Annotated in this window: 12 protein-coding genes; 4 read left to right on the forward strand and 8 right to left on the reverse strand. The window is 54.2% G+C overall.

The genetic code is table 11. The features are described from left to right. Positions 1–86 precede the first annotated feature (86 nt). Together M6D89_RS13220 and dinB are read right to left on the reverse strand one after the other, a co-directional pair. Positions 87–512 (reverse strand): ExbD/TolR family protein, encoded by a 426-nt coding sequence (locus M6D89_RS13220; RefSeq protein WP_253968554.1) that lies wholly within the window; start codon positions 510–512, stop codon positions 87–89. Positions 513–728: 216 nt separating this feature from the next. After that, complete coding sequence (gene dinB, locus M6D89_RS13225; protein WP_253968555.1) at positions 729–1,793, reverse strand: DNA polymerase IV; 1,065 nt, start codon at positions 1,791–1,793, stop codon at positions 729–731. Positions 1,794–2,175: 382 nt separating this feature from the next. Here dinB and M6D89_RS13230 point away from each other — a divergent pair, with 382 nt between their 5' ends. Continuing rightward, positions 2,176–2,949, forward strand: a complete 774-nt coding sequence (locus M6D89_RS13230; protein ID WP_253968556.1) for a hypothetical protein — start codon at positions 2,176–2,178, stop codon at positions 2,947–2,949. A 347-nt stretch (positions 2,950–3,296) separates the two neighbouring features. On the opposite strand, the gene M6D89_RS13235 is transcribed toward M6D89_RS13230, so the two are convergent. The 3 genes from M6D89_RS13235 to M6D89_RS13245 all read right to left on the reverse strand — a co-directional run bounded on the left by M6D89_RS13235 (position 3,297) and on the right by M6D89_RS13245 (position 5,583). Continuing rightward, a complete protein-coding gene (locus tag M6D89_RS13235) occupies positions 3,297–4,088 on the reverse strand; it encodes a hypothetical protein (protein ID WP_253968557.1) in 792 nt (263 codons plus the stop codon). 1 nt (position 4,089) lies between these two features. Beyond that, positions 4,090–4,767: a flagellar brake protein gene (locus M6D89_RS13240; RefSeq protein WP_253968558.1), complete on the reverse strand. Its 678-nt coding sequence runs from the start codon at positions 4,765–4,767 to the stop codon at positions 4,090–4,092. Between the two features lie 135 nt (positions 4,768–4,902). After that, on the reverse strand, positions 4,903–5,583 hold the full coding sequence (locus tag M6D89_RS13245) for a cyclic nucleotide-binding domain-containing protein (protein ID WP_253968559.1): 681 nt from the start codon (positions 5,581–5,583) through the stop codon (positions 4,903–4,905). A 337-nt stretch (positions 5,584–5,920) separates the two neighbouring features. Between M6D89_RS13245 and M6D89_RS13250 the strand changes: the two genes are divergently transcribed. Further along, positions 5,921–7,060, forward strand: a complete 1,140-nt coding sequence (locus M6D89_RS13250; RefSeq protein WP_254722370.1) for a TonB family protein — start codon at positions 5,921–5,923, stop codon at positions 7,058–7,060. Positions 7,061–7,139: 79 nt separating this feature from the next. Here the strand turns inward: M6D89_RS13250 and prfC are convergent, their stop codons facing one another. After that, positions 7,140–8,726, reverse strand: a complete 1,587-nt coding sequence (gene prfC, locus M6D89_RS13255; RefSeq protein WP_253968561.1) for a peptide chain release factor 3 — start codon at positions 8,724–8,726, stop codon at positions 7,140–7,142. A 214-nt stretch (positions 8,727–8,940) separates the two neighbouring features. Here prfC and M6D89_RS13260 point away from each other — a divergent pair, with 214 nt between their 5' ends. Both M6D89_RS13260 and M6D89_RS13265 read left to right on the forward strand, forming a co-directional pair. Continuing rightward, on the forward strand, positions 8,941–9,975 hold the full coding sequence (locus tag M6D89_RS13260) for a glycosyltransferase family 2 protein (protein WP_253968562.1): 1,035 nt from the start codon (positions 8,941–8,943) through the stop codon (positions 9,973–9,975). A 9-nt stretch (positions 9,976–9,984) separates the two neighbouring features. Then, positions 9,985–10,926, forward strand: coding sequence for a glycosyltransferase family 2 protein (locus tag M6D89_RS13265; RefSeq protein ID WP_253968563.1), 942 nt, complete (start codon positions 9,985–9,987; stop codon positions 10,924–10,926). 292 nt (positions 10,927–11,218) lie between these two features. On the opposite strand, the gene M6D89_RS17410 is transcribed toward M6D89_RS13265, so the two are convergent. Then, positions 11,219–12,631, reverse strand: coding sequence for a glycosyltransferase family 4 protein (locus tag M6D89_RS17410; protein ID WP_253968564.1), 1,413 nt, complete (start codon positions 12,629–12,631; stop codon positions 11,219–11,221). Next, on the reverse strand, positions 12,621–14,573 hold the full coding sequence (locus M6D89_RS17415) for a glycosyltransferase family 2 protein (RefSeq protein WP_253968565.1): 1,953 nt from the start codon (positions 14,571–14,573) through the stop codon (positions 12,621–12,623). The genes M6D89_RS17410 and M6D89_RS17415 overlap by 11 nt, the downstream gene beginning before the upstream one ends. Positions 14,574–14,600: the final 27 nt, after the last annotated feature.

Below are 14,600 nucleotides of genomic sequence, written 5' to 3' on the forward strand. Positions count from 1 at the left end.
CAGCTTGCGGGGGCTTTTTATTCGCACCCAAAAGTCAGACATAAAAAAACCACCCGAAGGTGGTTTTTTTGAGCCAAGCCGAGCGATTAATTCTCGGTGGGTACCAGCACAACACTGGGGGCTTTTGCAGCGCGGGCGGCATCGGCCACGGCAACGTAAACACCGGCATCGGCTTGCTCATCCGCCTGGATGATAACCGCAGCCTTGGGCAGCTCGGCGCGCATTTGCGCAATGTTAGAACGCACAGAGGCTTCATCGATACGACGCAGACCGCTTTCACCGAACATCCAAATCTGGTTATCAGCGCTGATTTGCACCAGAATGTTCGGATCCGCGTTGGGCGGTGGTGGCTCGTCGTTCTCTTCGGGAACATTCACATCAAGACCAATCTCTTTAACAAACGACGCGGTTACAATAAAGAAGATCAGCATGATAAACACGACGTCCAACATGGGCGTCAGATCGATATCGTTACTTTCCTCAGAGTTACGGTTTCTCTTTCTACGACTCACCGTACACACTCCCATTATTATGCTAGTGGATGTTCAGTAAACCTGTGATCAATGGGCCCAAGCCACAGATTGTTGGCCCTCTGCACCCCGGATTCACAGATCCACTCATATTTGAGCCGCCAATACTACCAGCTTGTTATGGCGCTGACTAACCCATTTAGTGACTTTTTTAGGGCAAATATTCGTAAAGTGACCCTTTCTGGCACCGCCTCCTGCTCAATTATCGAACAACCCCGCCTGGCGCGGCTCTGGGGCCTGGTGCCGGGGTGTCACCCGCAACCCAACCCCCAGCAGGCGAACTTTCTGCTGGCCACGCCCCAAAGCCTCGGCCAGCAACGGCTGCAGAGCGCGGGCATCCCATTCGGTGCCGACGCGCTCAACCGTGGTTTGCGCAAAGTCGGCAAACTTTACCTTTACAAAGCCTTTGCTCACACGGTAATTCCCTTCCAGGCGCGCCAATCTTGGCTGCAATCGCTGCCACAACTCGGGCAGCTGATCGTAGCACGACTGCTGGCCCACCAAATCCTGAGCAAAGGTGCGCTCCACACTAACGGATTTACGCTCGCGCTCAACCTTAACCGGGCGATGGTCAATGCCCCGCGAGCAATCGTAAAGGCGCTCACCGAAACGCCCGAAGTGCTCCGCCAGCTCTTCGCGACTAAAACCCTGCAACTGTCCACAGGTACTTACCCCTAAAAACTGGAGCTGCTGATGAGTGACCCGCCCCACTCCAGGTATAACCTTGACCGGCAAGTCATGCATAAACCGGCTGACCTCTGACTCGCGAACCTGAAATAAACCATCGGGCTTGCGCCAGTCGCTGGCGACCTTAGCGAGAAATTTGTTGGGCGCTACACCGGCCGACACAGTAATGCCCAGCTCGGCCTGCACGCGGGCGCGAATGCTCTGGGCAATGTCGCGCGCCCGATTTTCATCTTGCGCTACAGCGCTCACATCCAAAAAAGCTTCATCCACCGACAGGGGTTCAATCAACTCGCTGTAGTCTTTAAAAATGGCCATCATGCTCGCCGACACATCGCGGTATAAATCCATCTGATGCGGCAAGAGAATCAGCCCCGGACATAACCTTAGCGCCTGACCTGTTGCCATGGCCGAGCGCACCCCAAATTTGCGCGCAGGATAATTACAGGTAGAGATAACCCCCCGTGCCTGAGTACTGCCGCCAATCGCAATCGGTCGCTCGCGCAAATCGGGGCGCTCGCGCATTTCAATCGCGGCAAAAAAACAATCGGCATCTAAATGTATGATTCGCGCGCTCACGACACACCCACACCACTGTACATAAAGTCAGTATAAACGCTCGATTTTATAAAAGGCACCCCTGGCTGGTTTCTCATGAGATCGGGGCATTTTTAATTCTCGCGGGCAAAAATTTAACAACCATCACCACTAAACCCAAAAAAGATAAGTGACGAAAAAACTGATGGCATACTCAGCATTTTTACGTTTCAGAAAGATTTTTTAACTTTTTTGCCCAAATTTGTTTAAAAAATCCAGGAAAAAGACGTTTTAATTGCGTAAATCAACACCTTTAAGTAAAAAATGTCGTAAAATAACGGTAGTTCGTCGGCTACAGGCAAAGTCTTACCGCCGAATCTCATTTTGTTTACTTTTTTGTTCACAACAATAAAGGAAGCTCACCATGGCTGCTCGTAAAACTAAAGCTGTAAATACAGTTGATCAATTGGAAAAACAACTGGCTCAGCTGCAAGACCAACTGAGTAAAGCTCGCGCTGCAGAGGAAAAAACTGCGGCAAAAGCTGTTGAAACCCAACAAAAAGCTGTAACCAAAGCCAGCAAAGCTTTGCAGACAGCCAAAAACAAATTGGCCACCGCCAAGAAAAAGAAAACCCCTGCAGCGGCTAAGCAAGTTGCCACTGCCAATGCCGCGGTTAAAAAAGCCCAGGCCGATGCTACCACAGCGCGCCAGCAATTAGCCGCCGCCAAGCAAGAGTTGGCCAGCGTTAAAGCGGCAAACAAAGCGGCTAAGCAACAAGACGCCGCCCTGGCTAAAGCGCAGCGCGAGCTGGCTAAAAAGCAGAAAGCTGCCGATCGCAAAGCCGCCGCCAAAGCTAAAGCCGCTGCCAAAAAAGCCGCTGTACGTCAGAAAGCCGCTGACCGTAAGGCCGCCGCTAAAGCCAAATTAGCCGCTAAAAAAGCTGCTGCTAAAGCTAAAGCCGCTGCCAAAAAAGCCGCTGCCAAGCAAAAAGCGGCCGAGAAGAAGGCTGCTGCCAAAGCTAAGGCCGCGGCTAAAAAAGCCGCCGCCAAAAGCAAAGCGGCTGCTAAGAAAAGCACTGCCCGCAAAGCCAAGGCACCCGCTAAGCGCACCACCGCAGCGAAAAAAGCGCCCGCCAAACGCGCAACCACTGCTAAAAAAGCGCCAGCTAAGCGCGGCCGTAAGCCTAAGGCTCAGTAATAGCCCAGGGTTTAACAACCGGCACAAAAAGGCCAGCGCAATGAATTGCGCTGGCCTTTTTATTAAAGGGCACCTCTATTAATCCAGAGTTGCCTCTGGCTTTCAGGCCTTTCCGAGATCAAGGCGGCTTTGCGACGTCGGGCTGCTTGCCCGCCGAGTGAAGCCAACACAGAGATCGGGAAGCCCTGAAAGCCCCGAAGGGCGCGGCCAAAACGCCCATCCGCTGTGTTGCTCTTCTTGCTAAGGGCTACGGCCATTAGCGGCGAAGAGCGCCGTGCGGTGTGAACGTTTTGGACTCGCGCAGAGACAATTCTGGATTAATAGAGGTGCCCTTTAGAGCACCTCTATTAATCGGAAGGTACCGCTCTTTGTTGCTCTAGTTTGCGCGGATGAATATCGACCGTGGCCGGCTCGGGCGGCGTAAACCGGCAGTATGCCCGGTATGCCAAAGGCTGATGGTGAATATCTTCGGCATCAAAATCCATCACAAAATACATTTGCCGGGCATCTTCCCGCCCCTTGCTATCAGAGGATGCGGCAAGCTGCTTTTCACCATCGGGTTCTTTCTTAGCGCCGTCGCCCCCCTGCGCGTCACTGACAGCGGGTTGACCACTAAAAGTAAAATCGACCGCGTCCATATTGCGCGTTGAGGTACGCAGTAACTGTTGACACTGCTGCCAATACTCCCGCAGCTGCTTTTCCAACTCAAGCGCCTCGCGTTCGGCGGCCAGGGCTTCGCGCTCTTGCGCCAATCGGTCTAACTCAGCCTGTTTAGCGCGCTCTCTTTCTCGAGCCTGTTCCCGCAAACGCTCCTGCTCGGCCTGTAGTTCGGCGAAACTGATGCGCCCAGCGGGACGGGTATCATCCAACACATCAAGACTTAAACCATCCACTAACCAGCGATAGGTTTGTCCCTGGTTATCGCGACAGGTATAGCTGAACACGGGGTGATCAGGTTCGCTGGCATCGACCTTAACACTGCCGCGCACAAGCGCCGCACACCTCTCTGACGACTCCATTAAATTGGCGCCATCGTATAACTGAGGCAAATATTTAAGATAAGTACGCGGTACTTCCAGCTGCTCCAGCTCAACCGCCACACCGGTGAGCGGAAGCGTGCTAAGCAGCCCCAGTGTCAACTTAGCTCTGAGGCGACTGCTGCGCGACAATATGCGAGAAAACATAAGCTTGTAAGGTAAGGAGCGCCTGTTTATCGCGCTCGGTAAATTCGACGCCGTATACCGCGGGCAGGCCCTGGGTTTGCTCTTGGGTACTGCGCTCAACCCGCGAACGCACCACGCAATCAATAGCGAGTGGCCAGGTCTGCCCCTCGATAGATACTTGGGCCTCAAGCTTGAGGCCATCACCTATTTCGGCAATCGGCTCGCTCAACTCTAGGCGCGCGCCGGTTATGCTGATATCGGCAATATGACCACTCGCCTGGGTATCGCTTAATGCGCTGGTGTTGGTCGCATCGGTGGCTTGATTGACGGTGACACGGGTGGCGCCACGAATACCTTTAAAGCTTACCGTGTCAGGATAACTGACACACAGCAAAGCATAGGGCTCGCTGATCACGGATTCGACCGTAGCGGCAAACAGCCCAAAGCCATTTTCTACAATCAACCGCACCGCCAAGCGCTGTCCGGGGCGAAAGCGCACCAATTTACCGCCGCTGCGGGGGACGGTAAACAACAAACTTCGGTTAGCGACAGCCCCCACATAGCGGCAAGAGTAGCGCTCGGGCTGGCCGTTGCTATTACTAAGCTGCAATTGCAATGCAGCGCCGGCGGGCAACCGCAATTCCTCGAATATCATTTATTTTCCCACTCAAAGCACTCGTGCACAGCCATAGGCCGCAAGGCACTGTCTGCATCTATTATATGGCTGAAGTATCGCAAGAGCACTGGTGAGTCCGCAAGTGAATGTGCGCAATTGGCTGCGGTAAAGGCGCTAAGAGGTTTTCTGGCTACTTTGCTGAACTGCAGCGGGCGATTCCAGTGAACCAAAGCGGTCATTCCAGGCCAACAATAAATCGGCCAGAGCGCGCGCTTGCTCGTGCAGCGCCTCAAGTTCGCGCAGCGAATCCTTCTCACCCACATACAATTTAATATGGCGATGGCTGTTGGCCAGCTCGCTGCGCGGGAACTGGGCGCGGTAGACTTCAAGCTTCCAGCGCAAATTGTGCACCGCATTGCGGTAATAAAGTAACTTCGTGTGCAGATTGATGGGGCGAGTCGAGGCCAGATCGCCGAAAATACTAAAGTCTGAGGCAAATACCATGGTCTCGCGATAGCTGCTGTCGGCTACCACCGTTGCCGATCGCGGTCTGTGAGTAAGGCGGGCCAAATCTCCGAACACCTCGCCCGGGGTAATGATATTAACCGGCTCACCGGTTAGGGCCTCGTCGGCATACACCGCCAGACGCCCCTTAAGCAAAAAATACAGCCCCTGGTCGCCATCGCCACGGCGCAGCACCATCTCACCCGGGCGATAAACAATCACTCGCGAATAGCGCAACAAGGTTTCGAACTGCTCCTCGCTAGAGCTTTTAACCGCTTTAAAAAAAGGAATGGCAAATAACAACTGCTCCAGGCTTTGACGCTCGATAGACTCGATTCTTTTTATCTGCATATACTGCGGCTTCGCTAATACCCTGTGGTCAATTCAACTGTTTATAGCCTCTACTACAGCGGTGCGCAAATGCACCGGCAAGCAGGATTTGTCTGATAAATAATCACCAATCACGCTTTTCTGTCGCACTATTTTTCGGTAGAGTTAATGCTACCTTCAAAAAAGTGCCAAAGCGGTCGGGTAATTGCCGCGGCGGCGAAGATTGCCCAATAACTCTAATACTAAGTGAAGCCACTATATGCGAACCCTTAGCTTAATTCGATATTCGTTGGCGTTGTTTTCTACGCTATTGTTGAGCCTGTCACACTTTGCCCACGCCGCGCCCCTCCTTAACGGCATGGCCGTGCACCAAGAACTCGGCAATGACCAATTTATTGGAGCGATATACAGCGAACGCCTGACCGAAAGTGCCGATGTACTACTCGCCGCCGACATTCCCATGCGCATGGAAATGAAGATTACCGCCGACAGAGGCATTGCCGCGCGACGCTTTAGCCGCCTGTGGATTGAGGGTATGGCGATCAACAACCGCTCCGACGCGCTAACCCAGCAGGCCGACAACATGGTGGCTTTTACCAATATGTTCACCTCGCGTCTGCGTGAGGGCGACCATATTATCTTCAGCCTGGCGCCAGGCAATGGCGTTACCGTTAGTGTCGACTCCATTGAGCTGGGGCGCATCGACAACGATCAATTCTTCTCCATGCTGGTCAGCACCTGGGTGGGACGGGTTCCCCTGTCGTCCACCTTTCGCGAACAGCTTTTGGTGGGTGGCGATGTTAGCGACAGCCTGCAAGACCGCTACGCCAGCCTGAACCCCTCAGCAGAGCGTATTGACCAAGTCGCCGCCTGGATTGCACCGCCCGAACCAGAACCGACCCCTGAGCCGGAACCTGAACCCGAGCCAGAAGCGGCTACAGTAGCCGCGGCAACGGCGGCCGCCACCCAGGCTGAAAACGAAGTGGCCGCTGTAGCGACACCAGAACCCCCTAAATTGGAAATACCACAGCAAGAGGCTGAGCCCGAACCAGAGCCAGAACCGCAACCCCGACAAACCGCAGCGGTTAGCGCGCCCGAGCCCACGGTACGCAGCTCATCAAGCGCTGCGCCCGCACCGACTCCCGAGCCGCAAGTGGACGAGTCGGACGAAGATTACGTACCCACTTTTACCGCCGAGTCGCTGCTGGCCAGCCAGCGCTACTTCTCGCAAATGGTACGCAAGGTTCAACTGGAAATTGAATACCCCCGCCGCGCCCTGCAACGAGGCTACGAAGGTTTTGTGCGTATCGCCGTCGCCGTGGATCGCAGTGGCAACTTGCTGAACGCCGAACTGCTGGAAGAGACTGACCACTCTGTTCTCAATAACGAAGCCATGGAGGCTGTCGAAGACGCCGCTCCTTTCGCTAACATTCCCGATGTCATTAGCGGCCGCACCCACGAGTTCACTATTCCGATTACCTTTGCGTTAAGCAACTAAAAGTAATTTAGTCTCAATAAAAAACGCCGGCATTTGCCGGCGTTTTTTATTAATAATGCTGTAATTCAATTCACTATAGTTAGTGCTCGCGCGTCGCGCGGAAGCGCACCTCGGGATAACGCTCTTCGGCAAGCGACAGATTCACCCGAGTGGGTGCCAGGTAAGTCAGATGGCCGCCGCCATCAATGCACAGGTTCTCGGCGCACTTGCGCTTAAACTCTTCAAATTTCTTGGCATCGTCACACTCTACCCAGCGGGCAGTAGCGATGTTGATGGGCTCGTAAACCGCTTCTACCTTGTACTCATCCTTAAGACGGTAAGCCACTACCTCAAACTGCAGCACCCCCACAGCGCCCACCACAATGTCATTATTGTTCAGCGGAAAGAACACCTGGGTGGACCCCTCTTCCGATAATTGCTGCAAGCCTTTTTGCAACGCCTTGGTTTTAAGCGGGTCTTTTAAGCGAATACGGCGGAACAGCTCGGGGGCGAAGTGCGGAATACCGGTAAACTTGAGCGCCTCGCCATCGGTAAAGGTATCGCCAATTTGAATGGTGCCGTGGTTATGCAGGCCGATAATATCGCCCGCTACCGCCTCTTCAACGGATTCCCGATCACCGGCCATAAAGGTTACTGCATCAGAAACTTTAACGTCTTTACCCAGGCGCACATGCCTCATTTTCATGCCCTTGGAATACACCCCCGAGCACACCCGCATAAAGGCAATACGGTCGCGGTGCTTAGGGTCCATATTGGCCTGAATCTTAAACACAAAACCCGAAAAGGCCTCATCGGACGACTCCACAAAGCGATCATTAGTCTCGCGGCCGATGGGCCTCGGCGCCCATTCCACAAACCCATCCAGCATTTCGCGCACGCCAAAATTGCCCAGGGCAGTCCCAAAGAAAACCGGCGTCATGCGACCGGCCAGATACTCTTCTAAATCAAACTCGTGGGTCGCGCCGCGAACCAGCTCAATCTCTTCCAGAATATCGTCCAGCTCGTCCCCCAACAACGCCGCTGCATCGGGGCTATCCAGCCCTTTAATCTGCTCATCTTCGGGAATCACCGCGCCCTGCCCTTGGCGATACACATGAATGGTATCGGTATACAGGTTATAAACACCCTTAAAATGCGAGCCGTTCCCCAAAGGCCAATTGATCGGGGCCGCCGAGATTTTCAGCACCTCTTCAATCTCGTCCATCACCTCAATGGGGTCACGGGTATCGCGGTCCATTTTGTTAATGAAAGACAAAATGGGCGTATCGCGCAGGCGGCACACATCCATCAACTTAATGGTTCGATCTTCCACACCCTTGGCGCCATCAATCACCATCAACACCGAGTCGACCGCCGTCAAGGTGCGGTAGGTATCTTCCGAGAAGTCTTCGTGCCCCGGGGTATCCAGCAGGTTGACGATGCGCTCTTTATAGGGGAATTGCATTACCGACGAGGTCACCGAAATGCCCCGCTCCTGCTCCATGGTCATCCAGTCGGATTTGGCGTGTGGGCCTTTTTTGCCTTTAACCGAGCCCCCCACCTGAATGGCGTTGCCGAATAACAGCAGTTTTTCGGTAATGGTGGTCTTACCCGCATCCGGGTGAGAAATAATGGCGAAAGTACGTCGCTTTTGAATATTCTTTTGCAGAGCGGAAGATTGAGTCATGAAATTGGCACTTAATCACTAAAAGAGGGTGCAAGGGGGCGGTATTGTGGCGGAAAATAGAGCATTGAACAATCCATTGAATGGCCGGGGGCACCGGCTAGCCGGCTCAGACAACCACACAAGACGGAAAGTTCCTCTGCAGCTTTAGTTAAAAGCACTCTTAGCCTATACTAACGCGAAGGAATGTTATTCGGTATCAGCAAGCAGGCGATTGATGGACGCAAGACGGGCCTACACCCCAGACACTTCGGGAGCTCCCTATCACAAGCCCTATCCGCGGCGGGACAGCTGGACTGTACCTGTAGGCTGTACCAGTCACCCTGAACCCAAAACGGCTGGTGACTCTGTTGCCATACTTCTGGGCACCTACAATGGCGAAGCCTACCTATCCGACCAAATTGACTCTATCGCTGCACAAAAACACCAAAATTGGTCACTTTGGGCATCAGATGACGACAGCAGCGATCAAACCCCTCAGATTTTACAGCGATATCAACAGAATCTGGATAACCCCGTCCATTGTTTGCGAGGGCCAGCACAGGGCTTCGCCACTAACTTTCTAAGCCTAGTCAACCACCCCTCCATCGAGGCTGACTACTACAGCTACTGTGATCAGGACGACATCTGGGAAGCCAATAAAGTTGAGCGCGCGGTTAGAGCTTTAAAAGAGATTCCGGCACACAAGCCAGCCATCTATTTTTCGCGCACCATGCTGATTACCGCCGACAATACGGTCATCGGGCCCTCGACTCAGTTTCAGCGCCCGCCCACTTTCGCCAATGCTCTGGTGCAAAATATAGGTGCGGGCAACACCATGGTTTTCAACCGCGCCGCCCGCGAGCTTTTGTGCGAAGCAGGCATTCCCAAAGTCATCTGTCACGACTGGTGGAGTTACATGCTGGTTACTGGGGCTGGTGGCGAAGTGATTTACGATAAGGCCACCCCAGTTCGCTACCGCCAACATGTCTCCAACAACATCGGGGCGAACTTCAGCAGCTTTGACAAAATGCGCCGTTTTAAAAAGATGATGCTGGGCCACTACCGCAAGTGGAATGCGGCGAACACCCAGGCGCTGACAGAAAACAAACATTTGTTAACCCAGCGCAATCGCCAGACCCTTGAGCATTTTTGTCACGCGCGCAATAACCGCATTACCTCACTAATGCATTTGAAAAAATCCGGGGTTTACCGCCAAACCACCGCCAGCAACCTTGCCCTCAACCTGGGCCTGCTTATCGGCCGGGTATAGTTTCACTCCATGCCAGCTACGTACGAGGTCGTTGTCTGTACCTACAATGGCGCCCCCTATTTGCAGCAACAACTCGACAGCATTGCACAACAGTCGCCCCCGCCTGAGCGCATTATCATCAGCGACGACGGCTCTACCGATAGCACCCTAAACCTTGCCCACCAGTGGCAAAGCAAGGCCTCTGTCGCGGTCACAATCCTCCGGGGGCCCGGGCAAGGCATTGTCGCCAATACTTTTTATGCCCTGCAACAAAGTCGTGCCGACTATGTCTTTTTGGCCGATCAAGATGACGTTTGGCTGACCAACAAAGCCGAGTTATTCTGCCGCCAAATGCATAGGCAAAACACCCCGCATCTGATTTTTTCAGACGCTCTGGTTTGGCACCCAGACACCAACCGGCGTACATCCTTTTGGGCCACCGACCGACTGGACCCAGAGCGTGCCCGCCGAGTGGATCGATTGGCCTTCCATAACACGGTACAAGGCGCTTCAGCCTGTATTAATCGAAGCCTTATCGACCGGTTGGTTACCGACGAACCGCGCATCATGATTCACGACTGGTGGATGGCATTGGTCGCCTCGGGTCTGGGAGACGTCAGTATTATTTCCGAACCAACGCTTTTGTACCGCCAACACACAAGCAATCAGCTGGGCAGCCGACATACCCAGGGCAGTACCCGCCGCCCCCGCGCGCTTCGCCGCCACCTTACCCTGCAAATACTAGAGCAGGCTTGGGCGTTTGCCGACCATTACGCTGCCCACCTGAACAACTCCCCACAAGAGTTTCTTATCGCCTACGCCCGCGCCTGCCGGGGCCATTTTTTCCAGCGTCTGGGGTACGTTATTCGCTACCGCCCGCAACACAAAAGCCCCGCGCATACCCTGCGCTTGTGGTTAGCGATTTTACAGTTAGGCTATTTGCGCAAACTAAAACAGCAGGGAAGGATATAACCCAGAATGGAAAGTGGCGTCTTGATTGATTCTCGCCTGCGCGGGAATGACGTGAAGACGGGCTTGCACTGATGGGGAATGACCGCGCTACACACTTTTATATCACTTCCGCAAAAGCAATTGCGCGCCAAACTTTTCTGTCATCGACGCGAAGGAACGTCATTCCCGCCCCCACGTCATTCCGTGCCCCGACACGGAATCCAGTTAAAAAATGCGACTTGTCGCAGCATAGGTGGAACCCAGACAAAAAGCCCGTTTACTGCTCCTGAAAACCATCCATAGTCGCAGTACATTACATCAGGCGCTTTAACGCCACCTCCAGCGCTGGCCCCAAGTCCCCATACTCAGTCCACGCCCGTTCACACCCTGCGCGCGCGGTTTGGGTTAACACGGTAACGTCTTCCAGCCAGTGAGCCAACTGCGCGAATAACGCCTGAACATCACCCAAAGGTACCAGCGAACCACAAGTGTCATTACCAATTAACTCTGGCAGCGCGCCGTGGCTGTACGCCATTACCGCGCGTCCGGCAGCCATGGCCTCCAGTATGGTACGGCCAAACGACTCCTCGAAATGAGACAGGTTCAACACTATATCCAATGGCCTGTATAGCTCAATCACAGAATCGATATAACCACGCCGATGCAGGTTATCCGGGCACCCCTGCTCAGCCATGACACGCTCTAAGTCTGGTGAGTCGGGCCCCACTAAATAAAACTCTAGCGGCAATTCTGATTGTTTCGCTAAGTGCGCCAAGGCAAAGAAATCGGCAACCCCCTTTTTTGCCAAGTTGCTGCTGATTAACCCCACTGCCAACGGGCGACGACTAAAATCGGGAGCGGGCATCGAGCGCAAACGAGGAAAGTCGGCGGTGTTGGGTACCACAACGGCGTCCTCCAACCCTAAGGTTTGGGCCGCGTAAAAAGAGTTTACAATTAGCGTATCCGCTAGCTGTTGCACATGCTGAACAATGTCAATGGCACTCGCGTGCATAGCGCCTCGCAGGGCACTATCGGCCTCCGGTAGTTCGCGAATATGCACGGCCGTCGGTAAGTTTAACGCCCGCGCTGCCCGCAATGGCTCATCCAAAGTCAGCGTATTGACATACACACCAGCCACTCGGTGCTCCGACATTATGGTTGTAAAACTCTCGACGATTTCTTTATTTGGCGGACAGTCAGCGCGCCACCACGGATAGGGAGTCACTAGCAAGCAATCGCACCAAAGCTGGAGCTGCTCAAGATACGTACGGCTATGGATTTCCGGCAAGAGCAACAGAATATTCACCGGCTGCCCCGATAGTACCCGCAACACATCAAGCAAACTGCGCTCGGCGCCGTATAACTGTGCGGCGCCTTGATGTCCACACACCATTAGCACAGGCCAAGTCTCAGGGCTTTTGCGCTTGCCATTAAAGATTACCGGGCGGCCAAACTCTGAGGCCGAGAGCTCGGTTTCCAAGTGTTTGGCAGCATCCGCCACCGATAAATCATATTTAAGCGCGCTGGCCGATGCACTAAAAGTGGCGCAGGGGTCGCGCCGCTCAATACAGCCAAAACGCCTATAATGACTAGCCGGATCCATTCCAGCGGCGGCCACATCGGGGTAGCGACGCCGATACCAGACCGCATCAAAACATTTGGGCAGCGGTCGCCAGTACCCCCTTAATGTTTGCCACAGCTTGTGCAACACGTTATCACTCGGCACGAGCCGCCCCCGCATACTCCACTCCACCGCACTGGAAATAATTGCGAATGCTTTCGGCCGCTTGACAGTCTCGACCGTCGGCAGTAATGACCTGAACTAATGCGGGCAAATGCACACTCTCGGTCAGAGGATACTCCCACAGGGATTCATCCATCAGGACCAATATCTGGGCATTCAACGTTAAACGACTATGAGCCCAGTGAATACCGTGCTGCTGACACAGACGAAACACCCCATCGGCAATGGGGGCCGATGACCACTGATGAAAATCGGGCCAGTGAAAAAAACACAAAGTCTTCCCGCGGTAGCTTTGCGTTAGCGCTTCTAGTTGCATTGCAAACGGCGCGTCAAACTGAGAAAAATCCGCCGCCACAACCACATCGGGGCTATGATAATCGCGCAGTAACCCCAAGGGACAGGGAAAGGGGCGCGGCTGATTTAACACAGGTTTAAATTGACTGTGGCGATGCCACCAGCGCGCCGCCTCGCGATAAAGGCGACGAGCCCCAAACAAAACCGTCTGGGCATGTGTGGCTTTGGCCTGAGTCAGCGAATCAGCGCTGGTTAAAGCCAGCGCCAAAGGCACCGCCAAGTGCACGTGAATAATGGCGCGGTGACCATAGTGATGTTCCAGTCGCCATAAAAACTCAGTATCCGCTGCCGCATTTACCTCATCCCACATGCCCGTGGTTGCCAACGCTTTGCGCTTAATGAGCAGCGATGACAAATTGGCTTCGGTCATGGCCTCGCCAAGCCCCCAGGGACCTATGGGACAAACTGACTCATCCACTCGCACCCAACTGCTAATACTGGCGACCCGACCCGGTTCGGTTAACACTGGCTCCAGCTGCCGCTCCAGCTTTTGCGGGTGCGAAATATCGTCACCATCATGCACCGTGACCCACTCGCCGTGCGCTTGTTCCATAGCACGGTTGCGCGCCGCATAGGCACCACTATTAGCCTGTGTAAGAAAGCGCACCCGGCTGTCTTGCTGAACTATCTCGCGCGCTTTAGCTGCAGAGGCATCAGTACTACCGTCATCGACAATAATCAGTTCCAGGTTTTGCCAAGTTTGCTCTAACACGCTGCGCGCGGCGGCTGGCAAGGTGGCCGCATTGTTATACACAGGCATAATAACGCTTACCAACGGACCGTTCGTCACCCCCTGGCAAGGGCCGGCAGCCAGGTTGGTCAAGCGCAGGGGTTCGCTCGCATCAGCCAGAGACCAGCCGCTTAAACCGTGGGAAGCCATCAATTGGTTTAAGTGCTCCAGGCGCTGACTATTACGTGCCGCACTAACGCCCAACAAGGCGCGACTACGCTTCACCTGAGCACGCAGATTTTTTTCTTCAACCAGACTTTGCAGCTCATCCCAGCGCCTTAAGCGTATAAAACACTTGGCCAGGCTCACCGCATGAGCCTCGCCAATAATCGTAAACGGCTCTAGCAACTGCAGCGCGGCGGCGTAGTCCCCTCGCGCGTAAAGCCAGCCGGCACGAGCATAACAGGCGCGAAAGTCTTTGGGGGCTTGCGCCAGCTCAGCCAGCGCCAAATGGGCGAAGCCGCCCCACAACTGTTGCACCCGATGCTGGGTAGGGCTAATTGCTAAGGGTTTCGTGGGCACTGCCCCATGACGGGGTAAACGCCCCTCAGCGGCGCCATGCGCCACAAAATGCAACAGCGGGTTGGTGCCACTGGCAGCTACGTCGGCGTAAGTTGCCAGGTACCAATCGGAATCGAAATCTGCGCAAGGGTCCAACCCCTGAAAGCCGCCCTCTCGCAAGTAGTGATGAGCAAGAGCACGTGGGCTTAAACGACGGCGCTCAGCCATCAACTGACTGGCGTAGTATTCGCAATCAAACCAACCGCTATGCAGCAACCGGCGTGGCTCTACCCCCAGGGCTTTGCGATACAGACGTTTAAAGGAGTAACCGAATGACACCCGCACTATCCTTTATTGTGATTGATG

The sequence above is a fragment of the Gilvimarinus xylanilyticus genome (assembly GCF_024195295.1).
In the GTDB taxonomy this organism is placed as follows: domain Bacteria; phylum Pseudomonadota; class Gammaproteobacteria; order Pseudomonadales; family Cellvibrionaceae; genus Gilvimarinus; species Gilvimarinus xylanilyticus.